The sequence below is a fragment of the Streptomyces sp. NBC_00466 genome, from assembly GCF_041433995.1.
Taxonomy (GTDB): Bacteria; Actinomycetota; Actinomycetes; order Streptomycetales; family Streptomycetaceae; genus Streptomyces.
This window is the reverse complement of record NZ_CP107896.1, coordinates 5,342,241-5,368,154: the sequence shown is the minus strand read 5'-3', so window position 1 is coordinate 5,368,154 and position 25,914 is coordinate 5,342,241. Positions and strand designations below refer to the sequence as shown.

Here is a 25,914-nt window from a genome sequence, read left to right as displayed (position 1 = left end):
CGCTTGGCTGAAGGGCCTGGGAGGGCTCCGCAACACCGTCCGCCAGGAGCTCGTCGCGCGCCAGCTCGACGAGCAGCTCGCGGCGCGTTTCCCGGTGGGGCAGCGGCTGCGGATCCTCGACGTCGGGATCGGGCAGGGCACCCAGGCCCTGCGGCTGGCCCGCGCCGGGCACACCCTGACCGGCCTGGAGTCCGACCCCGCGATGCTCAAGGTGGCCCGTGACGCACTGGCCACCGAGCCCGAGGGCATCCGTGAGCGGATGCGGCTGCTGGACGGGGACGGCCGGGAGACCGGTGCGCATTTCCTGCCCGGCAGCTTCGACGTGGTGCTCTGCCACGGCGTCCTGATGTACGCCGATGAGCCGGACGCGATGCTGGCCGGTCTCGCCCGGATGCTGGCACCCGGCGGACTGCTCTCGCTGCTCGTGCGGAACGCCGACGCGCTCGCCATGCGGCCGGGGATGGCTGGTGACTGGCCCGCCGCGCTGGCCGCCTTCGACAGCGACACGTACACCAACCGGCTCGGCCTGACCGCGCGCGCCGACCGGCTCGAAGCGGTCACCGCCACCCTGGCCGGGATCGCCGCTCCCCTGCATGCCTGGTACGGGGTCCGGGTCTTCACGGACAACGTGGGCAACGACGAGGAGCTGCCGTCCGCCCATGAGCTGGACCAGCTGCTGGCGGCCGAGGACCGCGCCGGGCGCACCGAACCGTACAAGAACGTGGCGGCGCTGCTGCATCTGTGCGGTGTACGGGGCTGACGCCCGGACGGGTCTGCTCTCTGCGCCCTGTCCGCGTCTTCCTGCTGGGTCCTCCGTTCCGGTCTTCCCCTGATCGGCGGCGCACCGCAGGCAGACCCCACTTGCCAAAAGCGACACTACGGACATGGATTCCTCCCGTACCCGTGGCCATGTCCGTAGCCGTGCGCGCCGGCTGCTGCTGCCGCTGACCGCAGGAATCTGTGGCGTCGCCCTGATCGGCGGCTGCTCAGGTTCCGGTTCGTCGTCCGGTCCCGCCGCCCGCTCCGGTCCTTCGGCGTCCCCGTCGGTGGCCGCCGGCTCCGCCGCCACCACCGGCGGGGACGCTCTGCAGAGCAACTACGAGCAGGTGATCAAGAACGTTCTGCCGTCGGTCGTCCAGATCGAGTCGGGCAACGACCTCGGCTCGGGCATCGTCTACGACGGCAAGGGCGACATCGTCACCAACGCCCATGTGGTGGGCAAGGGCAAGCAGTTCAAGGTCACATCGGCCACCGGCGGCGGCCAGCTGCACGCCCGGCTCGTCTCCAGCTACCCCGCACAGGATCTGGCGGTCATCAAGCTCGACAAGGTGCCGTCCGGGCTGAAGGCCGCCTCGTTCAGCCAGTCCTCCAAGGTCGACATGGGGACGATCGTGCTCGCGCTGGGCTCGCCCCTCGGGCTCTCCAGCAGCGTCACCCAGGGGATCGTCTCCGCCACCGGACGCACCGTCAGCGAGGGCAGCTCCGGCGGCGGCACCGGAGCCACCATCGGGAACATGGTGCAGACCTCGGCCGCGATCAACCCCGGCAACAGCGGGGGCGCGCTGGTCGGCCTGGACGGGAAGGTCATCGGTATCCCCACGCTCGCGGCGACCGACCCGCAGCTCGGCAGCGGCGCCGCACCCGGCATCGGCTTCGCCATCCCGGCCTCGATGGTGACCAACATCGCGGGCCAGATCATCAAGAACGGCAAGGTCTCCAACTCGGGCCGGGCCGCCCTGGGAATCACCGGGCGCACCGTGGTGGGCGCCAATTTCCAGCCCGCGGGGGTCGCGGTGGTCGCCCTCACGAAGGGCGGCGCGGCGGGCGCCGCCGGACTGCGGACCGGGGACATCGTCACCCGGGTGGGCTCCACCCCGGTCAAGTCGCTGACGGCGCTCTCCGAGGTGCTCGCTTCGTACAAGCCGGGGCAGAAGGTCAAGGTCGGCTACGAGCGCGGCAGCAGCGCGAAGACTGCCGAGGTCACGCTCGGCACGATGTAGGACCTGGGCCGGTGCCGGCCGGGAACAGCACCGGACGGCGGTGAGGGGCGGTGCCCGTGCGGGCGCCGCCCCTCACCGCTGCCGGAACGGGGTCTCAGGCCGCCGGACCGGCCGCGTCCGCGCCGTCCGCGCCGTCCGCGGTCTCCTGCGGGTGCAGGCTCATCGGGCCGTAGATCTTGGTCGTGTCCTCGAAGAGCGTCACCTGGTCGGCGCCGCCGTCGGCGAGCTCCTTCCACACCTCGCCGACCCAGGACTCCGCGTCGCCCTGCGTGGTGAACTCATCGGGCGCCACCGCCGGCTGGGTCTCCGTACCGTCGGACTTCTCGAACCGCCACGTCCATGCCATGTCCGCCTCCTGGATGCCACTGGATGACACGCTGCTGCCACGCTGTCTTCGGCCGGCCGGGTTCCCGTACGGGTCTCCCCGGCGGGTTCACAGCCTGCTGGCAGCGTAGCCGGGCGAGCACCGCGAGCGGCCGCGCGGGAGGATCTTCCTGTGGAACTCACTCTCCTCGGCACCGGTGCCCCCGACGGGCTGCCCCGTCCCGACTGTCCCTGCGCCGTCTGTGCGGCCGCCCGGGGCGACCGGGCGCGGGCGGCGACCGCGCTGCTCATCGACGGCGTACTGCTGCTCGACCTCACTCCGGGGGCCGCGATGGCCGCCGCACGCGCCGGGCACTCGCTGGCCGGCGTACGCCAGGTGCTGCTCACCCATCCGCACGACGGGCCCCCGGTGGAACTGCCGGCCGGGCTGCCGCAGGCCGGCCGGGCTGCCGACGGACGCGTGCTGACGCTGATCAGCGGGCACCGGGTGCGGGCCGTCGCGATGGACTCCCCCGGTACCGGGTACGAGGTGACGTCGCCGGAGGGTGAGCGGCTGCTGTACCTGCCGCCGGGCGCCTCACCTGCGGGGCTCCCGGACGACGGCCCGGCCCCGTACGAGATGGTGCTGGCCGATGTCGTCGGACGCCCGGACGCCCTGGCCGGACTGCGGGCGGCCGGGGCCGTCGGTGCCACCACCGATGTGCTCGCCGTGCACCTCGGTCACGAGGTGCCGCCGGGTCCTGAACTGGCGAGACGGCTGGCCGCCGCGGGGGCGCGGGCGGTACCGGACGGGACGACGCTGATCGTCGGCGAGTACCACGCGGTGCCCGATCTGCCGCGCCGCACGCTGGTGCTCGGCGGGGCCCGCTCGGGGAAGTCCGTGGAAGCCGAACGGCGGTTGGAGGGGTTCCCCGGGGTCGTGTACGTGGCGACGGGCGGCAGCCGCGAGGGCGACGCCGAGTGGGCGTCCCGGGTGGGGCTGCACCGTGAGCGCAGGCCGGGATCCTGGCGGACCGAGGAGACCTGCGACCTGCTGCCGCTGCTGGCGGAGCACGACGGACCGCCGCTGCTGATCGACTGCCTGTCGCTGTGGCTGACCGACGCGATGGACCGGGTGGGCGCCTGGGACGACGAGCGGTGGGCGGACGGCGGCGAACGGGCGCTGCGGACGCGGGTGAGCGAGCTGGTCGCCGCGGTCAGGGCCACCGGGCGCATGGTCGTCGCCGTCAGCAACGAGGTGGGTTCGGGTGTGGTGCCCGCGACCGCTTCGGGACGGCGCTTCCGGGACGAACTCGGGCGGCTGAACGCGGCCTTCGCAGCCGAGTGCGAGCACGTTCTCCTGGTCGTCGCCGGGCAGGCGGTCGTGCTGCGCGGCTGAGCCCAGCCCCGGCCGTCCGACGCACAGAAGGGACGTATGGGCCGCGCGGCGTCCCGCCGGGAAGGTGCCGGTACTGTTCGGCGAATGAGCGCGCTGAATCTCGACGACTTCTCCGATCTGATCGAACGCCCCGACAGCGGCGTACGGCGCGAAGCCGAGGAACGCCGGGAGCGGCTGGCCGTCCCGCCCGGGGCGCTCGGCCGGCTCGACGAGCTGGGTGAGTGGCTCTCGGCGGCGCAGTCCGCGGTGCCGGTCAGGCCGGTCGACAACGTCCGCGTGGTGCTGTTCGCGGGCGATCACGGTGTGGCCGAACGGGGGGTGTCGGCGCGGCCCGCCAAGAGCGCGCATGTACTGGTGCGGGCCGTGCTCGACGGCGAGAGCCCGGTCGCGGTGCTGGCCCGCCGGCTCGGGCTGCCCGTACGGATCATCGACGCAGGTCTCGACTGCGACCCGGCGCTGCTGCCCGAAGAGGTCGTACGCCACCGGGTACGGCGGGGCACCGGACGGATCGACATCGAGGACGCCCTCACCGTCGAAGAGGCCGAGCAGGCCGTGCGTCTCGGCATGGCCATCGCGGACGAGGAGGCCGATTCGGGCACCGATCTGGTCGTGCTGGGCGATCTGAGCGTCGGTGGCACCACGGCCGCTTCCACGCTGATCGCCGCACTCTGCGGTACGGACGCCTCGGTCGTCACCGGGCGCGGCGGAGCGGTCATCGACGATCTCGTCTGGATGCGCAAGTGCGCCGCGGTCAGGGACGCGCTGCGCCGGGCCCGCCCCGTCCTCGGCGACCAGCTGGAGCTGCTCGCCGCGGTCGGCGGCGCGGATCTGGCCGCGATGACCGGGTTCCTGCTGCAGTGCTCGGTCCGGCGGCTGCCGGTGATCCTCGACGGGGTGGTCTCGGCGGCGTGCGCGCTGGTGGGCCAGCGGGCCGCCTTCCGCGCCCCCGAATCCTGGCTGGTCGGCCAGGTCAGCGGTGAACCGGCCCAGGCGAAGGCGCTGGACCGGATGGCGCTCACCCCGCTGCTCGACCACGGTGTGACGGTGGGCGAGGGCACGGGTGCGCTGCTCGCGCTCCCGCTCGTGCAGGCCGCTGCGGCACTGGCGGCGGAGCTCCCGGAGCGTACGGCGGACAGTGCCGGGGAAGCGGAGGCGGCCGCCTCGGAACCCGCAGCGGGAACCGCATCGGAAATCGCAGCGGAATCCTCATCGGAAACCGAGGCCGCGGCCCACTCCGTTGAGGCCGATCCGGCCGGAAACACACCCAACCCGGCCGGGAATGACGCGACTTCGATGGCGTCGGGGCCATCAGCGGGAGACAGTGGGGAGTAGCACCGCGGCCGGCGGCCTGCCGTCGGCCGCAGCAGGTCCCGGCAGGAAACCCGGCGCCCCATATCATCGCGTTTCATGGGAGACGTCCGTACATCCGCCGGGGGCACCCCCCTGACCACGGTCCGGTCGCGCCGCTGTGCGGCATTCGCCGTCTGGTACCTGCGTGCCGTGACGTTCATCAACCTGCTGGGCGCCGCCTGGGTGTCCCTCGGCCAGGATGTGCGGCGGCACAACACCGAGTACTTCTTCACGCCCTATCTGCTCACCGCGGGCTTCGCGTCGGGTGCCTTCAGCCTCTTCCTGGCGATCACCATGCGCCGCCGCAAGCGGGCCGCCTGGCTGCTCAACCTGGTCATGAGCGGACTCTTCCTGCTGGTGCTCGTGCTGGCCATGTGCTTCCCGGAGTTCCGCAGGTACGCGCAGAACTGGGTCTCGCTGGCGCTGACCGCCGCCTTCGTCCTGTCGCTGCTGATCGGCAGGCGGGAGTTCTACGCCAAGGGCGACCGGTCCAACCCGAAGCTGGCCGCCGCCGTCGCCGTGGGCGGGCTGCTGGCCTGTTCGCTGCTGGCGGCGCTGCTGGTGACCATCGCCAACACGGCCCATGACACGTACCGTTCGACGTTCCTGGACCGCTGGCGGTACGGCGTGATGCGGCTGATCTCGCTGGTCCCCAACGACTCCCGCCTCCAGGGCATCGAGACCCCCGCCTGGGTCGACGTCTTCATCAACGTCATGTCCACCCTGCTGCTGCTCGCGGTGCTCTTCGCGGCCTTCCGCTCCCGGCGGGCCGTCGACCCCATCACCCCGGACGACGAGGAGCGGCTGCGCGCCCTCCTGGACAAGCACGGCGAGCGCGACTCGCTCGGCTACTTCTCACTGCGCCGCGACAAGAGCGTCGTGTGGTCCCCCACGGGCAAGGCCGCGGTCGCCTACCGGGTGCTGGGCGGGGTCTCGCTCGCCTCAGGTGATCCGATCGGCGATCCGGAAGCCTGGCCGGGGGCGATCGAGCCATGGCTGGCCGAGGCGCGCGAGCACGGCTGGCTGCCCGCGGTGATGGGGGCGAGCGAGGAGGCCGGCACGGTCTACGCCAGGCACGGCCTCGACGCGCTGGAGTTCGGCGACGAAGCCATCGTGGACACCGCGGAGTTCACCCTGGAGGGCCGGGCCATGCGGACGGTGCGCCAGGCGTACAAGCGGGTGCAGCGCGCCGGGTACACGGTCCGGATCCGGCGGCACGGGGAGATCCCCGATGCCGAGATGGAGCACCTGCTGCACCGGGCCGACGACTGGCGCGACGGAGCCACCGAGCGGGGGTTCTCGATGGCGCTCGGCCGGCTCGGCGATCCGGCGGACGGCCGCTGCATGATGCTCGAATGCACTGACGGCGAGGGCGAGTTGCGTGCCGTCCTGAGCTTCGCGCCCTGGGGTCCGGAAGGGCTCTCGCTGGATCTGATGCGCCGTGACCGGGAGGCCGAGAACGGCCTGATGGAGTTCATGATCATCGAACTCCTGCAGCGGGCGAAGGAGATCGGGATCACTCAGATCTCACTCAACTTCGCGATGTTCAGATCGGTCTTCGAACGTGGCTCGAAGCTAGGGGCCGGCCCCGTGCTGAGGCTCTGGCGCTCGTTCCTCACCTTCTTCTCACGGTGGTGGCAGATCGAGTCGCTGTACCGCGCCAACGCCAAGTACCGGCCGATCTGGGAGCCCCGTTTCATGCTGTTCGAGAAGAGCGCGGATCTGCTGCGCATCGCTGTCGCCTCGGCGCGCGCCGAGGGATTCCTGGAGGCCCCCGGGCTTCCCAAGTGGCTGCACCGCAAGCCACTCGGGACCAGACGGTGAACCGGGGCGCCCTGCGCGCCGCGGCCCGCCGCGAGTGGGGGCCGCTGTTCACCACCGTACGGACGGCGCTCGTCAGCAAGAAGTGGCGTGCCGTCCCGCTGACACTCGGCTCCGTCGCCCTGACCGCGTGCTTCCAGATCGTGCAGAACCAGTCGTGGGGGCTGCGGCCGGTGCACGACATCGGGTTCGTCCGGGCGATGGACCCGCTCTGGCTCGCGCTGCTGCGCACCCCGCTCTCACTGTTCGTACCGGCGCTGGACCTGCCGGTCTGGGGCGCGCTGGTCCAGATCCTGCTGGTGTTCGGCATGGCGGAGATCTGCATCGGCTGGTGGCGGACGCTGCTGATCTCGTACGTCACCACGCTCGCCGGGACGCTGTACGCCCGCGCCGCGATCTCGTTCGGGCCGCACAACGTCTTCGGCGTGAAGGCGTCGGACGCGCTGATCGTCGACACCGGGCCCTCGGCCGCCGTGGTCGGTCTCGCCGTCTTCGTCTGCTGGCGGCTGGGCGCCCGGTGGACGACCGGCGCGGTGATCGTGGGCATGATCATCGAGGTGGTCGCCAAGGACAACCTGGCGGGCAAGGAACATCTGGCGGCGATCCTGGCGGCGCTGGCGCTCTGCGCCCTGGCGGCCTGGCAGGACCGCCGGCTTCAGCGGGGCGGCCCGCCGTCCCGTCCGGGCAGCTTGGTCCGGGCCGGGTCGGGGGCGCCGCCGATGAACTCCTCCAGCCGGCGCCGGGGGCCCGCCCAGCGCCTGTCGTGACGGTAGGCGCGCCGGATCGCCCTGGCGCGGGTCCGGGGCCTGGTGCGGTAGAACCGCTTGGCCCACGGGGACACCGGCCGGGCCAGCCGGACGGCGCCGATCAGGGCGACGAACGGGACCACGGCGCCGATCAGGGCGGTCCGGGGTTTGCCCTTGCTCAGCGCGATGAGCGCGAAGGCGAAGTCCAGCACGACGTTCACCACGACCGTCGTCCGGTCGTGGGCCTCCTGGGACGACACCTGGTTGACCCCGAACGGCAGGAAGCCGCCCAGGATCAGCCCCACCATGGCCGCCGTCAGCACCACGATCTCCACGCTCTTGCGGCCCTGTTCGCTCCAGTACACGTCGTCGAGGTGGAGGAGCAGGGCGAACTCGTCGAGAACCAGGCCCGCCCCGGCTCCGAAGACGACCGCCCAGACCGCGCCGCCCACCCCCTGTCTCCCGCTGGCCGCCGCGCCGAAGCCGCCGATGACCACCAGGACGACGCCGGGCACCACATGGTGGATGTGCATGCCGCCGGGGGTGATGTTCCGGAACGGTCCGCGGCCCGCCCGGATCAGCCGGGCGATCGACCGCACGATCACGAAGGACAGGACGAAGGAGAACAGCGCCAGCGTCAGCGGGAGCTTGCCGGGTTCCACAATGTTCCGCGCCCACCAGTGACCCATGCCACCTGCTTCCCTTTTGACTGTTCCGCGTAACTTATCCGCCCTCGCCTGCGGATAGCCTGCGCGCCATGGACGGCATACGTTTCGCCTTCGGCACGCTCACGGTCCTCCCGGTCCGGGTGACGCGCTGGGACCGGGCCGCGGCACGCTCGGGCATGCTCTGCGCCCCACTGGCCGGCCTGGTCGTGGGGGTGTGCGCGGCGGCGCTCGGCACACCGGTGCTGCTGCTCGGTCCCGGGCCGCTGCTCGCCGCGGTGGTGAGCGCGGCCGTGCCGGCGGTCCTCACCCGCGGTCTGCATCTGGACGGCCTCGCGGACGTCGCCGACGGACTCGGCAGCGCGAAGCCGGCCGACGACGCGCTGCGCGTCATGAAGCAGTCGGACATCGGCCCGTTCGGCGTGGTGACGCTGGTCTTCGTCCTGCTCGCCCAGGTCGCCGCGCTGGACCGGCTGTACGGGGAGGGCTGGGCGCACGGAGCGGCCGGCGCGGTCGTCTGCGCGCTCGCGGCCAGGCTGGCGCTGACGCTCGCCTGCCGCCGGGGCGTTCCGGCCGCCCGCCCGGACGGGCTGGGCGCGGCGGTGGCCGGGGCGGTGCCCGCAGCGGCCGCGCTGGGCACGGCCGTTGGTGTCACCGCGGTGTGCGCGGCGGCGGGCGCGCTCTTCGGTCCGTACGGTGCGCTGCGGCACGCACTGGCCGTGCTGCTGGCGCTCGGCGCGGCCCAACTCCTGCTGCGGCACTGCGTACGCCGCTTCGGCGGGGTGACCGGGGATGTGTTCGGCGCGCTGGCCGAGACGGCAGCGACGGCGGCCCTGGTGGTGCTGACGTTCGGGTGACCGCCCGGTCCGGACGGACTCCCTGACACCCCACTCTATTTGCCGCTCTGTCTAATAAGCAGCCCGCGTGGGCGATTTCCGTCACCGAGCGTAGGCTCTGCGGCGGGGCGGCCCCATCCATCGGCCACCGACCAACTCAACGGAAGCGAGATTTCACCACCGTGACTGCTCTCACTCTCAGCACGGCCGGCGCCGCAACGCTGCGCGCCGACGCCGTCGTCGTAGGCGTGGCGAAGGGCGCCAAGGGCCCCGTGGTCGCACCGGGCGCCGAAGCCGTGGACAAGGCGTTCGGCGGAAAGCTCGCCGCCGTTCTGGAGACCCTCGGTGCCACCGGTGCCGAGGGCGAGGCGACCAAGGTCCCCGCACCCGCCGGCCTCAAGGCCCCGGTCGTCCTGGCCGTCGGGCTCGGCGCCGTACCGGACAAGACGGATGCCGGGGACGAGTTCGCCGAGGAGACACTGCGCCGCGCGGCCGGTGTCGCCGCCCGCGCGCTGGCCGGCGCCAAGAAGGCCGCGTTCGCGCTGCCCGTCACCGCCGCCGAGGACGTCCAGGCGATCGGCGAGGGCGCGCTGCTCGGGGCGTACGCCTTCACCACGTTCCAGGCCGTCCCCAAGGACGCCAAGGGTCCCCTCGGCGAGGCCGCCCTGCTGGGAGCCAAGCCGCGGGACAAGGCGCACAAGGCCGCCGCCGAGCGCGCGGTGACCGTCGCCGAGGAGATCAACCGCGCCCGCGACCTGGTCAACACCCCGCCGAACGAGCTGAATCCGGCCTCCTTCGCCGCTGTCGCCACGGCGGCCGGCAAGGAGCACGGCATCAAGGTGCAGGTGCTCGACGAGAAGGCCCTCACCAAGGGCGGCTTCGGCGGCATCCTCGGCGTCGGCGTCGGTTCGGAGGCCCCGCCCCGGCTGGTGAAGCTCTCGTACACGCACTCCAAGGCGGAGAAGTCGCTCGCCTTCGTCGGCAAGGGCATCACGTACGACTCGGGCGGCATCTCGCTCAAGCCGGCCGGCCACAACGAGACGATGAAGTGCGACATGGCCGGCGCCGCCGCCGTGTTCGCCGCCGTCGTAGCCGCCGCGCGGCTCGGCCTCCAGGTCAACGTCACCGGCTGGCTGGCGCTCGCCGAGAACATGCCGTCCGGCTCGGCCACCCGCCCGGGTGACGTGCTGCGGATGTACAGCGGCAAGACCGTCGAGGTCCTCAACACCGACGCCGAGGGCCGTCTTGTGCTGGCCGACGCGCTGGCGAAGGCCTCCGAGGAGACGCCCGACGCGATCGTCGACGTGGCGACGCTGACCGGCGCGATGGTGCTGGCACTCGGCAACCGCACCTTCGGCATCATGTCCAACGACGACGCCTTCCGTACCGAGCTGCACGAGATCGCGGAGGAGGTCGGCGAGCCGTCCTGGCCGATGCCGCTCCCCGCCGACCTGCGCAAGGGCATGGACTCCCCCACCGCCGACATCGCCAACATGGGTGAGCGGATGGGCGGCGGCCTGGTCGCCGGTCTGTTCCTGAAGGAGTTCGTCGGCGAGGGCATCACCTGGGCCCACGTGGACATCGCGGGCCCGGCCTTCAACGAGGCGGGTCCCTTCGGGTACACCCCCAAGGGCGGCACCGGCTCGGCGATCCGCACCCTGGTGCGCCTCGCGGAGCGCACCGCCGACGGCGACCTCGGCTGATCGCACCACCGCACCTCCCGTACGGCCCCGGGCTCCCCGCCCGGGGCCGTACGGCTTTGCCCTGCCTTTGCCGGTGTTCGCCCTGAACGAAATCCGTACGTGCGTACGCCCGGGTGAGCGGCCCGGAGGGCGGATGGGACGTACCGCACTGCGGCCCGGCGTCTCGTCGGCGGCCGACAAGTGCAAAGATGGGTCTTCGGCAGGACAGGGCCCCCACCACAGGGCCGAAATAAAAGCGGCCGTACACCCGCCGCCGCCCGGTCAGGGAAGACCGGCACCGGCGCACCATGCATGGAGGACGTGACGTGGCGAACGACGCCAGCACCGTTTTCGACCTAGTGATCCTCGGCGGCGGTAGCGGCGGTTATGCCGCGGCGCTGCGCGGGGCGCAGCTTGGTCTCGACGTCGCCCTGATCGAGAAGAACAAGCTCGGCGGCACCTGCCTGCACAACGGCTGCATCCCCACGAAGGCCCTGCTGCACGCCGGCGAGATCGCCGACCAGGCGCGTGAGAGCGAGCAGTTCGGTGTCAAGGCCACCTTCGAGGGCATCGACATCGCCGGGGTCCACAAGTACAAGGACGACGTGATCGCGGGCCTCTACAAGGGCCTGCAGGGACTGGTCGCCTCCCGCAAGGTGACCTACATCGAGGGTGCGGGGCGTCTCTCCTCCCCCACCTCCGTCGATGTGGACGGCAAGCGCATCCAGGGCCGCCACATCCTCCTCGCCACCGGCTCCGTACCGAAGTCGCTGCCCGGCCTGGAGATCGACGGCAACCGCATCATCTCCTCCGACCACGCCCTGACGCTGGACCGGGTCCCGGAGTCCGCGATCATCCTGGGCGGCGGCGTCATCGGCGTCGAGTTCGCCTCGGCGTGGAAGTCCTTCGGCACCGACGTGACCGTCATCGAGGGCCTGAAGCACCTGGTGCCGGTCGAGGACGAGAACAGCTCGAAGCTCCTGGAGCGGGCGTTCCGCAAGCGCGGCATCAAGTTCAACCTGGGCACCTTCTTCGAAAAGGCCGAGTACACCGAGAAGGGTGTCAAGGTCACGCTGGCCGACGGCAAGGAGTTCGAGGCCGAGGTGCTGCTCGTGGCCATCGGCCGCGGACCGGTCTCGCAGGGCCTCGGTTACGAGGAGCAGGGCGTCGCGATGGACCGCGGCTATGTCCTGGTCGACGAGTACATGCGCACCAACGTCGAGACGATCTCGGCCGTCGGTGACCTGGCCCCGACCCTTCAGCTCGCGCACGTCGGCTTCGCCGAGGGCATCCTCGTCGCGGAGCGGCTGGCCGGCCTGAAGACCGTGCCGATCGACTACGACGGTGTGCCGAAGGTGACGTACTGCCACCCCGAGGTCGCATCGGTGGGACTCTCCGAGGCCAAGGCCAAGGAGGTGTACGGCGCGGACAAGGTCGTCGCCCTCAAGTACAGCCTCGCGGGCAACGGCAAGAGCAAGATCCTCAAGACCGCGGGCGAGATCAAGCTCGTCCAGGTCAAGGACGGTGCCGTCGTAGGCGTCCACATGGTCGGTGACCGGATGGGCGAGCAGGTCGGCGAAGCCCAGCTGATCTACAACTGGGAGGCCCTGCCCGCCGAGGTCGCGCAGCTCATCCACGCGCACCCGACGCAGAGCGAGGCGCTCGGCGAGGCCCACCTGGCCCTCGCCGGCAAGCCCCTGCACTCCCACGACTAGTAGCCCTCCCGGGCACTCAGTCCCTGGGCGCGACGACCACTTCCAGACTTTCCGTAAGGAGCAACTGAAACCATGTCGGTTTCCGTAACCCTGCCGGCGCTCGGCGAGAGCGTCACCGAGGGCACCGTCACCCGCTGGCTCAAGGCCGAGGGCGAGCGCGTCGAGGCCGACGAGCCGCTGCTTGAGGTCTCGACCGACAAGGTCGACACCGAGATCCCGGCGCCGGCTTCCGGCGTGCTGGCCGCCATCAAGGTCGCCGAGGACGAGACCGTCGAGGTCGGCGCCGAGCTGGCCGTCATCGACGACGGCACGGGCGCGCCCGCTGCCGCCCCGGCTCCGGCCGCCGCCGAGGCGCCTGCCGCCCCGGCCCCCGCTCCGGCCGCCGAGGCCCCCGCCCCCGCGGCCGCTCCGGCTGCCGAGGCGCCCGCCGCCGGCGGTTCAGCCGAGGGCACGGACGTCACCCTTCCCGCGCTCGGCGAGAGCGTCACCGAGGGCACCGTCACCCGCTGGCTCAAGGAAGTCGGCGACGACGTCGCCGAGGACGAGCCGCTGCTCGAGGTCTCGACCGACAAGGTCGACACCGAGATCCCGTCACCCGTCGCGGGCACCCTGCTGGAGATCCTGGTCGGCGAGGACGAGACCGCCGAGGTCGGCGCCCGGCTCGCCGTCGTCGGTGCGAAGGGTGCGGCCCCGGCCGCGGCGCCCGCCGCCCCGGCCCCCGCTGCCGCTGCCGCTCCGGCACCGGCTGCTCCGGCTCCGGCCGCCGCTCCGGCTCCGGCTCCGGCTCCGGCTGCTGCGCCTGCCCCGCAGGCTCCGGCCGCGCCCGCCGCACCGGCGCCCGCTCCGGCCCCGGCCGCCGCTCCGGCGCCCGCCCCCGTCACCCCGGCCCCGGCTCCTGCCGCGGCCGCCGCTGACGACGGCGCCTACGTGACCCCGCTGGTCCGCAAGCTCGCCGCCGAGAACGGCGTCGCGCTGGGTTCGGTCAAGGGCACCGGCGTCGGTGGCCGTATCCGCAAGCAGGACGTCATCACCGCGGCGGAGGCCGCCAGGGCCGCCGCCCCGGCGCCGTCCGCCGCTCCGGCGGCCGCTGCCAGGGCGCCGAAGCTGGAGGTCTCCCCGCTGCGCGGCCAGACCGTCAAGATGACCCGGATGCGCAAGGTCATCGGCGACAACATGATGAAGGCGCTGCACAGCCAGGCTCAGCTGACCACCGTGGTCGAGGTGGACATCACCAAGCTGATGAAGCTGCGCAACCAGGCCAAGGAAGCCTTCGCCGCCCGTGAGGGCGTCAAGCTGTCCCCGATGCCGTTCTTCGTCAAGGCCGCCGCCCAGGCGCTGAAGGCCCACCCGGTCGTCAACGCCCGGATCAACGACGACGAGGGCACGATCACCTACTTCGACTCCGAGAACATCGGTATCGCGGTGGACTCCGAGAAGGGTCTGATGACCCCGGTCATCAAGGATGCGGGCGACCTCAACCTCGCCGGTATCTCCAAGAAGACCGCGGAGCTGGCCGGCAAGGTCCGGTCCAGCAAGATCAGCCCGGACGAGCTGTCCGGTGCGACCTTCACGATCAGCAATACCGGCTCGCGCGGTGCGCTGTTCGACACGGTCATCGTCCCGCCGAACCAGGCAGCCATCCTGGGTATCGGCGCGACCGTCAAGCGTCCGGCCGTCATCGAGACCGCCGAGGGCACTGTCATCGGCGTCCGCGACATGACGTACCTGGCTCTCTCCTACGACCACCGCCTGGTGGACGGCGCCGACGCGGCCCGTTACCTGACGACGGTCAAGGAGATCCTGGAGGCCGGCGAGTTCGAGGTCGAGCTCGGCCTGTAACCAGCCTCACCTGCGGCGCCCCCCCTCCGGATCACTTCCGGACGGGGGCGCCGCCGTATTGTCATGGGGGGCCTGGTCCGCGCGGCCGGCCTCACCCAGACCAATACGGTCCGAAGGAGCACAACATGACGCCGCCCGTCATCCACTCCCTGCGCGAGCAGATTCGCGAGCACATCGTGGAGGGCATCGTCCGCGGGCGCTGGCAGCCCGGTGAACGGATCGTGGAGCGGCGGATCGCCGTCGAGCTGGAGGTCAGCCAGACGCCGGTCCGGGAGGCCCTGCGCGAGCTGGAGTCGCTCCGCCTCATCGAGTCGGCCCCCAACAAGGGTGTACGCGTACGGAATCTGACCGCGGCCGACCTGGAGGAGAGCTATCCCGTCCGGGCCGGTCTCGAACAGATCGCGGCCGAGCTGGCCGTCGACCGGCTGGCCGCCGACGTCTCCGTCCTTGAACCCTCGGTCGCCGCGCTCTACCGGGCCGACCAGGCCGGCGACAGCGCGGCGCAGGTCAGGCACACCGTGGCCTTCCACCGCGAGCTGGTGCGGGCCGCTGGGAACAGCGTGCTGATGCACACCTGGGAGTCGCTGGGCATCGAGGTGTTCACCACACTGTCGATCCGCTGGCTGGGGACCGTACAGAAGTCGTACGCGGAAGAGCACGAGGCACTGGTCGAGGCCTTCCGCCGGAGGGACCCCCAGATCGGCCCTCTGGTGAAGGACCATGTGCTCGGATGTGCACCGCGGGCCTGATGAGAGGCCCTTTTCGCGGCACCGCGTGCCCCGATTGCTGACACCGAATGCCGACTTTCTACGTTGCGGAAAGATTTTTCCTTCTACCCTTTGATCGATCATCGATCAGCGATTTACAGTCTCCGGAGGGCTTCACCCAGCCCGTCGCCCTGTCCTGCCAGACCGGGCCTATCTGCACCCCCTGTTCTGTCCGGAAGGCGGCGACCATGACCGACCCCGTAGGCAAGCTTCACAGCGAGCTCGACCAGCTCCCGGACCGCGACCCCGAGGAGACCGCCGAGTGGGCGGCCTCCCTGGACGCCGTCACCAAGGCCGCCGGCCCCCACCGTGCCGCATATCTGATGCGCCGCACGCTGGAGCGGGCCGAAGGCGACGGTCTCGCGCTGCCCAAGCTGCTTGAGACCGATTACGTCAACACCATTCCGACTTCCGCCGAGCCCGCCTTCGACGGCGACCTGGCGATGGAGAGCCGGATCACCGCGTGGAACCGCTGGAACGCGGCCGCGATGGTCACCCGCGGCTCCCGGTTCGGCGTCGGCGGCCACATCGCCACCTTCGCCTCGGCCGCCTGGCTCTACGAGACCGGCTTCAACCACTTCTTCCACGGCAAGGAGGGCGACGGCTCGGGCGACCAGCTCTACATCCAGGGCCACGCCTCGCCCGGCATCTACGCCCGCGCCTTCCTCGACGGACGCCTCAGCGAGCAGCAGCTCGACAACTTCCGCCAGGAGGCGGGCGGCGACGGCCTGCCGTCCTACCCGCACCCGCGCCGGCTGCCCTGGCTCTGGGAGTTCCCCACGGTCTCGATGGGCCTGGGCCCGATCTCCTCGATCTACCAGGCGCGGTTCAACCGCTACCTGACCGGCCGCGGCATCAAGGACACCTCTGCCTCGCACGTCTGGGCCTTCCTCGGCGACGGCGAGATGGACGAGCCCGAGTCGACGACCGCGCTCACCCTGGCCGCCCGTGAGGGGCTCGACAACCTCACCTTCGTCATCAACTGCAACCTGCAGCGCCTCGACGGCCCGGTGCGGGCCAACTTCCGGGTCGTGCAGGAGCTGGAGGCGCAGTTCCGCGGCGCCGGCTGGAACGTCATCAAGACGCTCTGGGGCTCCGCCTGGGACGAGCTGTTCCAGCTCGACACCACGGGTGCGCTGATCCGCCGCCTCCGCGAGGTGCCGGACGCGCAGTTCCAGACGTACGCGACGCGCGACGTGGCCTACATCCGCCAGCACTTCTTCGGCGCCGAGCCCGCGCTCGCCGAGCTGGCGAAGCTGCTCACCGACGCGAAGATCGCCGAGTGCTTCCACACCTCGCGCGGTGGCCACGAAGCCCGCAAGGTGTACGCGGCGTACAAGGCGGCCCTGGAGTTCAAGGGCGCGCCGACCGTGATCCTCGCGCAGACCGTGAAGGGCTTCACGCTCGGCGAGGGCTTCGAGTCCCGCAACGCCAACCACCAGATGAAGAAGCTGGACGGCAAGCAGTTCCGCGCCATGCGCGACCTGCTGGAGCTGCCGATCCCGGACGCGAAGCTGGACGAGGGCCTGGTGCCGTACGGCCACCCCGGTGCCGACTCCCCCGAGGTCCGCTACCTCCAGGAGCGCCGCGCCGAGCTCGGCGGCCCCGCCCCGGCCCGCCGGGTGCACCAGGTGGTGCTCCCGGAGCCCGAGGAGCGTGCCTTCAAGGCGCTCATCAAGGGTTCCGGACATCAGGAGATGGCCACCACCATGGCCTTCGTCCGCCTGATGAAGGACCTGATGCGGGACAAGCAGACCGGCAAGCGCTGGGTGCCGATCGTCCCCGACGAGGCTCGTACGTTCGGTATGGAGTCGCTGTTCCCCTCGGCCGGTATCTACTCGCCGAAGGGCCAGACGTACGACGCGGTCGACCGCGACCAGCTGATGTACTACAAGGAAGCCACCGACGGCCAGATCCTCAACGAGGGGATCACCGAGGCCGGTGCCATGGCCGACTTCATCGCCGCCGCCTCGTCGTACGCGACGCACGGCGAGCCGATGATCCCCTTCTACATCTTCTACTCGATGTTCGGCTGGCAGCGCACCGCCGACCAGATGTGGCAGCTCGGCGACCAGCTCGGCCGCGGCTTCATCGTCGGCGCCACCGCGGGCCGCACCACCCTGACCGGTGAGGGGCTCCAGCACGCGGACGGCCACTCGCAGCTGATCGCCTCCACCAACCCGGCGTCGCTCAACTACGACCCGGCGTTCGCCTTCGAGATCGCGGTGATCGTCAAGGACGGTCTGCGCCGGATGTACGGTCCGGACGCGGAGAACGTCTTCTACTACCTGACGGTCTACAACGAGCCGAAGCAGCAGCCCGCGATGCCCGAGGGCGTCGAGGAGGGCATCCGCCGCGGTCTGTACCGCTTCAAGGAGGGCGCGGCGGCGGCCGGCGCCCCGCGGATGCAGCTGCTCGCATCCGGTACGGCGATCCACTGGGCGCTTGAGGCGCAGGAACTGCTCGCGGCCGACTGGGGTGTCACGGCCGATGTCTGGTCGGCGACCTCGTGGGGCGAGCTGCGCCGCGACGCGCTGGAGTGCGACGAGGCGCTGCTCCGCGGCGAGCAGCGCACCCCGTACGTCACCCAGGCGCTGGCCGGTGCGCCCGGTCCTGTGCTCGCGGTGAGCGACTGGATGCGACAGGTCCCGGACCAGATCAGCCAGTGGGTCGAGCAGGACTGGACCTCGCTCGGCACGGACGGCTTCGGCCTCTCGGACACCCGTGAGGCGGCCCGCCGCCACTTCGGTGTCGACGCCCAGTCGGTCGTCGTCGCGGCGCTGGCCTCGCTCGCCAAGCGCGGTGAGGTCCCCGTGTCGGCGGTCAAGGAGGCTCGCGAGCGCTACGGCCTGTGACCGTGTGAGCATCCGGCAGCGGGCGCGTGAACCGGGGATGCCCGACGTCACGCGCCCGTTGTCAGTGGCGGCGTGCATGCTGATTCCATGCGCGCTGCCCGCCTGATCAAGATGGTGCTCCTGCTCCAGTCCCGGCCGCTGATGACGGCGGCCGAGCTGGCGCAGGAGCTCGACGTGTCCGAGCGCACCGTCACGCGGGACGCGCTCGCGCTCTCGGAGGCGGGCGTTCCGGTGTACGCGGAGCGGGGCAGGTCCGGTGGGTACCGGCTGATCGGCGGTTACCGCACCCGGCTGACCGGTCTGGCCCGCACCGAGGCCGAGGCGCTGTTCCTCTCCGGACTGCCCGGCGCGCTGCGGGAGATGGGGCTCGATGACGCCGCGTCGGCGGCCCGCCTGAAGGTGTCGGCGGCCCTGCTGCCCGCGCTGCGCGACGCCCCCGCGTCGGCGGCCCGGCGCTTCCATCTGGACGCGCCCGGCTGGTACCAGGAACCGAGCACGCCGGAGCTGCTGCCCGTGCTGGCCGGTGCGGTGTGGGCGGACAGACGGGTGTCGGCGCGCTACCGCCGCCGGGACGGCTCCGATGTGGAGCGCACCCTGGAGCCGTACGGCCTCGTGCTGAAAGCCGGTGTCTGGTACGTCTGCGCACGCGCGGAGGCCCGGTCGGGCGGTCCGGACAGCTCCGGCTGCCCCGGCACTTCCCGGGAGTTCCGGGTGTACCGCATCGACCGCTTCACCGCGCTCACGCTCCATGCCCCCGATGAGCATGGCTGCTTCGTGCGGGACGAGGCGTTCGATCTGCCCGCCTTCTGGGAGCAGCGTGCCGCGGACTTCGCCCGGTCGCTCCTCACGGCGGAGGTGGTGGTCCGGGTCTCCGCGGCCGGCGCCGAGTTCCTCCCGTACGTCGTGGACCGCGCGGCGGCGAACGAGGCGCTGACCTCGGCCTCGGCCCCCGACGATCTCGGCCGGGTGACGGTCGCGCTGCCCGTCGAGTCACTGGAGGTGGCGTACGGGCAGCTGCTGTCGCTGGGGCCGGAGGTGGAGGTCCTGGGGCCGCCGGAACTCCGGGCGCGCTTCGCCGACGCTCTGAGCGCGGCGGCGCGGCTGTACGCCTGAGCCGGGGCGGCCGTTACCGGTACTCCTCCGCCGACCGGGCGGCCCCGCCGAGCGCGACCTCGGTGATGTACCGCCAGGCGTCGGGCCGGCTCCCGTCCGCGTCCGTGAAGCCGTACTCCGCGGCCAGTTGTCCACTGGAGAGCGACTGCCCGTTCCACCGCGCCCGGTCCGCGTCGGCCGCGACCGCCGCCACCGCGCGGCCCACGAAGACAGGCGACTCCGCGATGGCGAAGTGCGGTTCCTTGGCGATGGCGTCGCGCCACGTCGCCTCCGTCACCCCGAAGTGGTCGAGCATCGCCTCCGAGCGCAGGAAGCCCGGGGTGACACAGACCGCGGTGCCGCCGACGGACTCCAGCTCGTGGGCGAGGGTGGCGGCCATCCGGATCGGCGCGTTCTTGGCCAGGTCGTAGTAGAAGTTCACCCGGTAGTCGCGGTTGGACTCGGCTGTTCCGTCGGTCACTTCGACCACCAGGCCGCCCCTGGTGCGGGCCAGCAGCGGGAGCAGGGCGCTGCTGGTGATGATGTGGCTCTTCACCCCGAGTTCCAGCATCCGGAGCCCCTCGTCCAGCGGGATCTCCCACATCTTGTTCTCCTCGCCGACCCGGGCGAGATGGTCACCGCCCCAGACGTCGTTGACCAGGATGTCCAGCCGTCCCTGCTCGCGGTCGATCCGCTCGGCCAGTGTGCGGACCTGCTCCTCGTCCAGATGGTCGGTGGGCACGGCGAAGCCGGTCCCGCCCGCGGCACCGATCAGCTCGGCGGTCTCCTCGATGGTCTCGGCGCGGCCCACCTCGCTGCGCTTCTCGCGGGTGGTGCGCCCGGTCGCGTACACGGTGGCGCCCGCCGCTCCCAGCTGTACGGCGATGGCCCGGCCCGCGCCCCGGGTGGCTCCGGCGACCAGGGCGATCCGGCCCGTCAAAGGCTTGTCTGTCTCCATACGGTCACCGTGCCACCCATACCCGACAGCTTCGGTCCGGATTCCCGGAGCAATCCCGGTCTCAGCCCAGCGCCTTCAGCGTGTCCCCGTTCGCCAGCCGGGCCGACATCACGGCCCGGGCGCTCTTTCCCGCCCGTACCGCAAGCGTCGTACCGTCCGCCTTGGCCCGTACGCCCCCGGTCGTGTCGATCTCGCGGACCTCCCTGCTGCCGGCGGCCAGCAGATACCACCGCCCCGAGCCGGACTTCCACTTGGCGCCGGCCAGTACGTTCTGGCCGAAGCGGCTGCACAGCGCGGTGTTCTTCTGCTGCGCCACGACCGCACCCGGCCGGGACACCGGTCCGGTGGGGAGCTGGAGCTGTACGGAGACCCGGCCGGGCCCCTGCCAGGTGTCCGCCCTGGTGCACACCCAGGAGGCGCGGCCGCCGTTCTCGGGCAGCTGCTGGCGGGCGTACTCCCAGTTGTTCACGGCGCGTACACCGGTGCCGCGTACACCGGCCAGCGAGCAGGCGGTGTGCGCCCAGCTGAGCAGCGCCTGGCTGCCGGTCGCCTCCCTCGGCTGCCGCGCCGGGTCGCCGCCTGCCGGCGGCGGGGTGTAGGTGAGGTGGACGGGCGTGAGGTCACCGAGGTCGGTGAGAAGGAACGCGTGCTTCTCCGCGACCATGCTGGACGAGCGGAGCTGGAGCGCGGTCCAGGAGCCGCATCCGGTGCCGCCCACGACCGGGGCCGGGCTCGACACCGGTGCGGTCACTCCGTCCTTGCCCTCGCCGAGCGGGCGCGCCGGGGTGTCCGGGGCGAGGAGGTCGCGAGTGCCGGACTCGGCGACCCAGGGGGCCAGCAGATAACGGGCGTTGCCGTCGGTGCGGCCGATGACGACCGCGGCCCCGGTGGTGATGTCGGCGCCGTCGGTGCGGGCGAAGTCGAGCGCGGGCGCACCCTTGCCGCCGGTGGGCTCGGCGTACCGGACGACCCGCTCGCCTTCGGCGAACAGCACCACCGCCGCACCGTCCACGTCGCCCGCGTAGAGCAGCCGGGGCGGCTGGGCGGGCGGGACGGTCGCGGCGCCCTGGGTGGCGGAGATCCGTACCGTACGGGCCGGGCTCGCCCAGACCTTCAGCGCCCGGCCGAGCAGCGCGGTGTCGTCCTTGCGGGCGCCGCGCGCGGGCCAGACCGTGAAGTCCAGGCGCGAGCTGTCGTCCCACTCCCGCTCCGGGGCGCGCAGCAGCAGCGCGGGGTCCACCGCTCGGGCGCTGACGGCGGGGTCGAACGGTCCGGTCGCCGCGGACGGCACCGGGCTGCCTTCGCGGTCCACCACGACCAGCGCCACGGCGAGCACGGTCACGACGACGCCCACGCACCGCGCGAACCTGACGCGCTGCCTGCGCCGGAGCAGATCGGTGGGCCGGGTGTGCACCAGACAGGGGTCGAACTCGTCGGACTTCAGCAGCGCGTCGGTGCCCGTCTCCGCAGGAATACGGGCCAGCCGGAGCGCCGTGCGCAGTGCGGACCCGGCGTCGCCGGCGCCCGCCGCCGTCAGCAGCGTACGGGTGGCCTGTTCGCTCAGCCCGTCGACGCGGTGCAGTACGAGTGCGGCCCTGGCGGCCGCCGTGGTCCCGGACAGCGCCTGTTCCAGGGCGAGTTCGTCGGCGCCACCGGACCGGGGGAAGATCCGCAGCCCGAGGACGGCGGGCAGCGCGGGCCGCAGCGCACGCGGCGCAGGCAGTTGCCGGGGCCACCAGCCGGGGCGCTGCCCATACGCCAGGACGGCCGTCAGCACACGCTGTCTGACCAGGACGTACCCGGGGTCCTCCGAAGTGCCGCGCTGGACGGGCACCCGCGGCCCGTCCGGGCCGCTGTCGCGCGACGAGGCGGGTAGCGCCCGCTGGACGGCCGCATGGGCGGCGAGCACCCGGCGGTGGCGGCCCAGGGACGGGGGCAGCGTGATGTAGGCGAGGCGGACGAGCCGCGGATAGTGCTCGACGAGTGCGGCTTCGGCCTGTTCCACGCCCACTCGGGCGGCGCCGGACCGCGCCCCTTCCGGTTGCTCTTGCGTTCGCATGACGAGGGTGACCCTTTTGGGATGAGTGATCGGAATCGCTTCACCCGTCAAACGAGTGATTCATCGGACGGTCACATCGCCTGGTAACAAGAGGGCCGCTGATCGGCGCTCCGCGTGCGCGGCGCCCCGCCAACCACGATGCTGGACGCGTGAGGGACGAGACGGAGTTCTGGGAGACCATCGACAGCACTCGCGCGGCCGCCGACGGCGACCCCGAGGACCATGCCGACCTGCTCACCGAGCGATTGGCGCAGCTCGACCCGGAGTCCGTGCTGGAGTTCGCCCGGTACTTCGAGACGCGCTACAACCGCGCGTACCGCTGGGACCTGTGGGGCGCGGCGGTCGTGCTGCTGCGCGAGAGCGACAGCGACTCCTTCGACTACTTCCGCTGCTGGCTCATCGGCCAGGGCCGGGAGATCTTCGAGGGCGCGCTGCAGGACCCGGACTCCCTGGCCGATCTCCTCGACGACTTCGACGAGGAGATCGACGGCGACGGCGAGGATCTGGGGTACGCGGCCGACGAGGCGTACGAGCAGCTCACCGGGGCACCTACGCCCGATCTCGGTATTCCGCCGCAGGCCGCCGACCCGGAGGGGCAGCCGGTCGACTTCGACGACGAGGCGCTCGCCGAACGGTATCCGCGCCTGTGGGAGCGGTTCGGCTCCTGAGCGCCCACACCCGCCGGCCGTGGCGGTAGTTCAGTACGCGGTGAGGCCGCGCCCCATCAGCACATCGTCCACGTACCGGCCCGCCAGGTAGAACTCACCCGGCAGCACGCCCTCCACCGCGAACCCCTCGGCGGCGTAGAGCTCGCGGGCCGGGGTGTTGTGCCCGAGCACCCGCAGGGTGATCCGGGAGGCACCCTGGCGCCGCGCCTCGGCGCACGCGGCCCTCAGCAGCGCCCGGCCCACACCGTAGCGGCGCGCCGTCCCGGCGACGGCCAGGCCCTGGATCTGGCGCACATGGTCGTTGCTGGCGAGCGGGGTCGGCCGTACCAGCCGGATGTAGCCCACGACCGCACCCGCCAGCTCCGCGACCAGGTGGTCCTCCGGGCGGTGGCTCGCGTCGAAGAACGGCTGGTACGGAGGCTGGGGCGGCGGCATGACCGCGTGCAGCGAGGACCAGGTCGCCCGGTCGAGTTCGCCGAGCACTCCGGCGTCACCGGGTACGGCCATGCGTATGTTCGGGTCGGGCATGCGGGCCACTCTGCCACGGCCGCGGGCGACGGCGCCGCGCGATTTCGCCGGGGTGCGTGAGGATGGGTCCATGCGTATCGCGATTGCCGGAGCATCAGGACTGATCGGTACGGCGCTGGGCCGCTCCCTGCGCGCCGACGGGCACGAGGTGGTGCGGCTGGTCCGCCGTACGGCCAGGGTGGCGGACGAGGTGGCGTGGGACCCGGGCCGCGAGCACGTCGACACGGCGGGTCTGGCGGGCTGCGACGCGGTGGTCAACCTGGCCGGGGCGGGGGTCGGCGACCACCGCTGGACGGACGCGTACAAGAAGGAGCTGCGGGACAGCCGGGTGCTGGGCACCGCCACCCTCGCGGAGGCCGTCGCCTCGCTCGACGTACCGCCGGCGGTGTTCCTGTGCGGCAGCGCGCTCGGCTATTACGGGGACACGGGCGACCGTGCGGTCGACGAGAGCGCGCCCCCCGGTGAGGGCTTCCTCGCCTCGCTCTGCGTCGAGTGGGAGGAGTCGGCGCACGCGGCCGAAGAGGCGGGCATCCGGACGGTGTTCGCCCGTACGGGACTGGTCGTGGCCAAGGAGGGCGGGGCCTGGGGACGGCTGTTCCCGCTGTTCAAGGCAGGGCTCGGCGGCCGGATGGGCGACGGCAGCCAGTACTGGAGTTTCATCGCGCTGCACGACCATGTCGCGGCGCTGCGCCACATCCTGGACACGGAGTCCCTGTCGGGCCCGGTGAACCTGACCGGCCCTCAGCCGGTCACCAACCGCGAGGTGACAGCGGCCATGGGCCGGGTGCTGCACCGCCCCACGCTGTTCACGGCCCCGGCGCCCGCGCTGCGGATCGCGCTGGGCGAGATGGCGGGAGACGTCCTGGGAAGCCAGCGGGTCCTCCCGGCGAAGCTCCTGGAGTCGGGCTTCACATTCGCGTTCCCGGAGATCGACGAGGCGATCCGGGCGGCGGCGTAGGCGAGTTCGCGCCGCAGGCGAAATCGCCCCGGCACGCCCCGCACCGGACCACGCACCGGACCCCCGCGGCACGCCCCCGTCCCCACCGTGCGACCCCGCGCCCCCATGCCCCCGCACCGCGCGCCTGCAACCCACCGCCCCGCTCTCTACTCTCAACCCGAACCAGGGCATTTCCGCGGCCCGTTGGGGGAATCAGCCCTGCACGGAAGACCGCGGCCGCGCCGACCTCGGGGAGGGGCACGTGCTCAGAACCGCATGCCATGCAGACGTGATCATCGTCGGAGCCGGGCTCGCCGGCCTGGCAGCCGCTCACCGGCTGACCAGTGCCGGTGTGTCGGTCAGTGTCCTGGAGGCCGCCCCATCGCCGGGCGGCCGTATGTCCACCGAGCTGGCCGGCGGCTTCCGCCTGGACCGCGCCGGAGGGTTCCTCAACACCTCGTACCCGGAACTGCTCCGCGCTCCGTGCCTGGGCGAGACGGACCTCAGGCTGTTCTCACCGGGCGTCCTCGTGCACAGCGGGGGCCGTCTGCACCGTACGGGCGAGGCCGGGGGCACACGGGGCGCATTCAACGCCGCACGCGCCCTGCGAAGCGCCTCACGCGCCCCCTTGAGCAGTGCGCTCACGGGCGGTGGCCGCGCGGGCGGCGCACTCGTGAGCGGCGCACTCGACCGGGCCAGGCTGGGCGCCGCGCTGGCCCGCCTCTCGGCCACCCCGGTGGAACGGCTGACGGCCCGCCCGGAACGGACCGCGCTGGCCGCGCTCCGCTCGTACGGCCTCCCGCCGCGTGCCGCCACCGGTTTCCTCAAGCCCCTGCTGTCCGCGCTGCTGAGCGACCCCGGGCTGACCACGTCGAGCCGGTGCGCGGATCTCGCCCTGCGGAGTTTCGCCCGCGGCCGGCTGTGCGTACCGGCGGGCGGCGCGGCCGTCCTGCCCGAGCGGCTGGCGGCGACGCTGCCGCCGGGCACGGTGCGCACCGGGGTCACCGTCACGGCTGCCTCCATCAGCTCGGTCACCACGACGGAGCTGTCCACGCTGAACTGCCGTGCGCTCATCGTGGCGACCGACGCCCGCTCGGCTGCTCTGCTGCTGCCCGGGCTGCGGATCCCGGATTTCCACCCGGTGACGGTCCTGCATCACGCCGCCCCGGCGCCGCCGCCCACCGGCCCGGCGCTGGTTCTGGACGCCGACCGCTCGGGCCCCGTCTCGCACAGCGCGGTGATGAGCGAGGTCGACCCCGCCCGGGCCCCGGACGGCCGCGCGCTGATCTCGTCGACGGTGCTCGGCGCCCCGGGCCCCGGTCTGGACCGCGCGGCCCGCGCCCAACTGGCCGCGCTGCACGGCACATCGACCGACGACTGGGAACTCCTCGCCGTCCACCACTCCCCCGACGCGGTCCCCGCGATGCCGGCGCCGCACGACATGCGGCGCCCGGTCCGGCTGCTCGCGGGTCTTTACGTGTGCGGCGACCACCGCGACACCAGCAGCGCCCAGGGCGCACTCGCCTCGGGCCGCCGAGCCGCGCAGGCGGTCATGCGGGACTTCGGCATCAAACCGGACGTCGCGGTGGACGGGTTCCCGCTCGCCGCGTGACGCGAGGCCGACGGCGTACCACCGGCCCGGCGGCCTTGTACCGCCGGCCTTTTATCACCGGCCGCCGGCCTTGTACCACCCG

At 72.2% G+C, this 25,914-nt stretch carries 21 protein-coding genes; 16 read left to right on the top strand and 5 right to left on the bottom strand.

The genetic code is table 11. The features are described 5' to 3' along the window. Positions 1–7: 7 nt before the first annotated feature. Entirely contained in the window at positions 8–760 is a 753-nt protein-coding gene (locus OG210_RS24125) for a methyltransferase domain-containing protein (RefSeq protein ID WP_328335386.1), read from the top strand. Positions 761–884: 124 nt separating this feature from the next. Continuing rightward, the gene (locus tag OG210_RS24120; protein ID WP_371538645.1) at positions 885–2,000 is read left to right on the top strand and encodes a S1C family serine protease; all 1,116 of its coding nucleotides are present in this window, start codon (positions 885–887) and stop codon (positions 1,998–2,000) included. A 94-nt stretch (positions 2,001–2,094) separates the two neighbouring features. Here the strand turns inward: OG210_RS24120 and OG210_RS24115 are convergent, their stop codons facing one another. Then, entirely contained in the window at positions 2,095–2,346 is a 252-nt protein-coding gene (locus OG210_RS24115; RefSeq protein ID WP_328325755.1) for a hypothetical protein, read from the bottom strand. Between the two features lie 150 nt (positions 2,347–2,496). Between OG210_RS24115 and OG210_RS24110 the strand changes: the two genes are divergently transcribed. The 4 genes from OG210_RS24110 (at position 2,497) to OG210_RS24095 (ending at position 7,640) form a co-directional block, all read left to right on the top strand. Beyond that, positions 2,497–3,702: a bifunctional adenosylcobinamide kinase/adenosylcobinamide-phosphate guanylyltransferase gene (locus OG210_RS24110; protein WP_371538642.1), complete on the top strand. Its 1,206-nt coding sequence runs from the start codon at positions 2,497–2,499 to the stop codon at positions 3,700–3,702. Between the two features lie 84 nt (positions 3,703–3,786). Beyond that, the gene (cobT, locus tag OG210_RS24105; RefSeq protein WP_328325759.1) at positions 3,787–5,034 is read left to right on the top strand and encodes a nicotinate-nucleotide--dimethylbenzimidazole phosphoribosyltransferase; all 1,248 of its coding nucleotides are present in this window, start codon (positions 3,787–3,789) and stop codon (positions 5,032–5,034) included. Between the two features lie 75 nt (positions 5,035–5,109). Then, positions 5,110–6,876, top strand: a complete 1,767-nt coding sequence (locus OG210_RS24100; RefSeq protein ID WP_328325761.1) for a phosphatidylglycerol lysyltransferase domain-containing protein — start codon at positions 5,110–5,112, stop codon at positions 6,874–6,876. Then, positions 6,840–7,640 (top strand): hypothetical protein, encoded by an 801-nt coding sequence (locus tag OG210_RS24095; protein ID WP_328325763.1) that lies wholly within the window; start codon positions 6,840–6,842, stop codon positions 7,638–7,640. The genes OG210_RS24100 and OG210_RS24095 overlap by 37 nt, the downstream gene beginning before the upstream one ends. On the opposite strand, the gene OG210_RS24090 is transcribed toward OG210_RS24095, so the two are convergent. After that, positions 7,529–8,308: a hypothetical protein gene (locus tag OG210_RS24090; protein WP_328325765.1), complete on the bottom strand. Its 780-nt coding sequence runs from the start codon at positions 8,306–8,308 to the stop codon at positions 7,529–7,531. The two genes, OG210_RS24095 and OG210_RS24090, sit on opposite strands and share 112 nt — an antisense overlap. Before the next feature lie 68 nt (positions 8,309–8,376). Here OG210_RS24090 and OG210_RS24085 point away from each other — a divergent pair, with 68 nt between their 5' ends. The 7 genes from OG210_RS24085 (at position 8,377) to OG210_RS24055 (ending at position 19,091) form a co-directional block, all read left to right on the top strand. Then, positions 8,377–9,141, top strand: coding sequence for an adenosylcobinamide-GDP ribazoletransferase (locus OG210_RS24085; RefSeq protein WP_328325767.1), 765 nt, complete (start codon positions 8,377–8,379; stop codon positions 9,139–9,141). A 161-nt stretch (positions 9,142–9,302) separates the two neighbouring features. Next, a complete protein-coding gene (locus OG210_RS24080) occupies positions 9,303–10,823 on the top strand; it encodes a leucyl aminopeptidase (RefSeq protein WP_328325769.1) in 1,521 nt (506 codons plus the stop codon). Positions 10,824–11,128: 305 nt separating this feature from the next. Next, the gene (lpdA, locus tag OG210_RS24075) at positions 11,129–12,517 is read left to right on the top strand and encodes a dihydrolipoyl dehydrogenase (protein ID WP_328325771.1); all 1,389 of its coding nucleotides are present in this window, start codon (positions 11,129–11,131) and stop codon (positions 12,515–12,517) included. Between the two features lie 72 nt (positions 12,518–12,589). Further along, a complete protein-coding gene (sucB, locus tag OG210_RS24070) occupies positions 12,590–14,356 on the top strand; it encodes a 2-oxoglutarate dehydrogenase, E2 component, dihydrolipoamide succinyltransferase (protein ID WP_328325773.1) in 1,767 nt (588 codons plus the stop codon). 125 nt (positions 14,357–14,481) lie between these two features. Further along, a complete protein-coding gene (locus OG210_RS24065) occupies positions 14,482–15,105 on the top strand; it encodes a GntR family transcriptional regulator (protein WP_328325775.1) in 624 nt (207 codons plus the stop codon). Between the two features lie 206 nt (positions 15,106–15,311). Next, positions 15,312–17,978, top strand: a complete 2,667-nt coding sequence (aceE, locus tag OG210_RS24060) for a pyruvate dehydrogenase (acetyl-transferring), homodimeric type (RefSeq protein ID WP_328325777.1) — start codon at positions 15,312–15,314, stop codon at positions 17,976–17,978. Positions 17,979–18,065: 87 nt separating this feature from the next. Continuing rightward, positions 18,066–19,091 carry a helix-turn-helix transcriptional regulator gene (locus OG210_RS24055; protein ID WP_371538638.1) on the top strand — a complete coding sequence of 342 codons (1,026 nt, stop codon included), beginning with the start codon at positions 18,066–18,068 and terminating at the stop codon, positions 19,089–19,091. A gap of 13 nt (positions 19,092–19,104) precedes the next feature. Here OG210_RS24055 and OG210_RS24050 read toward each other — a convergent pair whose 3' ends face one another. Further along, positions 19,105–20,028, bottom strand: coding sequence for an SDR family oxidoreductase (locus tag OG210_RS24050; RefSeq protein ID WP_328325781.1), 924 nt, complete (start codon positions 20,026–20,028; stop codon positions 19,105–19,107). A 61-nt stretch (positions 20,029–20,089) separates the two neighbouring features. After that, positions 20,090–22,087: a hypothetical protein gene (locus OG210_RS24045; RefSeq protein ID WP_371538635.1), complete on the bottom strand. Its 1,998-nt coding sequence runs from the start codon at positions 22,085–22,087 to the stop codon at positions 20,090–20,092. A 149-nt stretch (positions 22,088–22,236) separates the two neighbouring features. Here OG210_RS24045 and OG210_RS24040 point away from each other — a divergent pair, with 149 nt between their 5' ends. Further along, positions 22,237–22,755, top strand: coding sequence for a DUF4240 domain-containing protein (locus tag OG210_RS24040; RefSeq protein WP_328325785.1), 519 nt, complete (start codon positions 22,237–22,239; stop codon positions 22,753–22,755). Positions 22,756–22,785: 30 nt separating this feature from the next. Here the strand turns inward: OG210_RS24040 and OG210_RS24035 are convergent, their stop codons facing one another. Beyond that, positions 22,786–23,283 carry an N-acetyltransferase family protein gene (locus OG210_RS24035; RefSeq protein WP_371538633.1) on the bottom strand — a complete coding sequence of 166 codons (498 nt, stop codon included), beginning with the start codon at positions 23,281–23,283 and terminating at the stop codon, positions 22,786–22,788. A gap of 70 nt (positions 23,284–23,353) precedes the next feature. Between OG210_RS24035 and OG210_RS24030 the strand changes: the two genes are divergently transcribed. Both OG210_RS24030 and OG210_RS24025 read left to right on the top strand, forming a co-directional pair. Continuing rightward, entirely contained in the window at positions 23,354–24,241 is an 888-nt protein-coding gene (locus OG210_RS24030; protein ID WP_328325789.1) for a TIGR01777 family oxidoreductase, read from the top strand. A gap of 241 nt (positions 24,242–24,482) precedes the next feature. After that, a complete protein-coding gene (locus OG210_RS24025; protein ID WP_328325791.1) occupies positions 24,483–25,832 on the top strand; it encodes an FAD-dependent oxidoreductase in 1,350 nt (449 codons plus the stop codon). The last annotated feature ends 82 nt before the right edge of the window (positions 25,833–25,914 follow it).

Bases quoted from the DNA above. Each gene is read 5' to 3' on its own strand.
- OG210_RS24120 (WP_371538645.1), top strand. From the start codon at position 885: ATGGATTCCTCCCGTACCCGTGGCCATGTCCGTAGCCGTGCGCGCCGG.
- OG210_RS24115 (WP_328325755.1), bottom strand. From the start codon at position 2,346: ATGGCATGGACGTGGCGGTTCGAGAAGTCCGACGGTACGGAGACCCAG.
- cobT (WP_328325759.1), top strand. From the start codon at position 3,787: ATGAGCGCGCTGAATCTCGACGACTTCTCCGATCTGATCGAACGCCCC.
- OG210_RS24100 (WP_328325761.1), top strand. From the start codon at position 5,110: ATGGGAGACGTCCGTACATCCGCCGGGGGCACCCCCCTGACCACGGTC.
- OG210_RS24090 (WP_328325765.1), bottom strand. From the start codon at position 8,308: ATGGGTCACTGGTGGGCGCGGAACATTGTGGAACCCGGCAAGCTCCCG.
- OG210_RS24085 (WP_328325767.1), top strand. From the start codon at position 8,377: ATGGACGGCATACGTTTCGCCTTCGGCACGCTCACGGTCCTCCCGGTC.
- sucB (WP_328325773.1), top strand. From the start codon at position 12,590: ATGTCGGTTTCCGTAACCCTGCCGGCGCTCGGCGAGAGCGTCACCGAG.
- OG210_RS24065 (WP_328325775.1), top strand. From the start codon at position 14,482: ATGACGCCGCCCGTCATCCACTCCCTGCGCGAGCAGATTCGCGAGCAC.
- aceE (WP_328325777.1), top strand. From the start codon at position 15,312: ATGACCGACCCCGTAGGCAAGCTTCACAGCGAGCTCGACCAGCTCCCG.
- OG210_RS24055 (WP_371538638.1), top strand. From the start codon at position 18,066: ATGCGCGCTGCCCGCCTGATCAAGATGGTGCTCCTGCTCCAGTCCCGG.
- OG210_RS24050 (WP_328325781.1), bottom strand. From the start codon at position 20,028: ATGGAGACAGACAAGCCTTTGACGGGCCGGATCGCCCTGGTCGCCGGA.
- OG210_RS24045 (WP_371538635.1), bottom strand. From the start codon at position 22,087: ATGCGAACGCAAGAGCAACCGGAAGGGGCGCGGTCCGGCGCCGCCCGA.
- OG210_RS24035 (WP_371538633.1), bottom strand. From the start codon at position 23,283: ATGCCCGACCCGAACATACGCATGGCCGTACCCGGTGACGCCGGAGTG.
- OG210_RS24030 (WP_328325789.1), top strand. From the start codon at position 23,354: ATGCGTATCGCGATTGCCGGAGCATCAGGACTGATCGGTACGGCGCTG.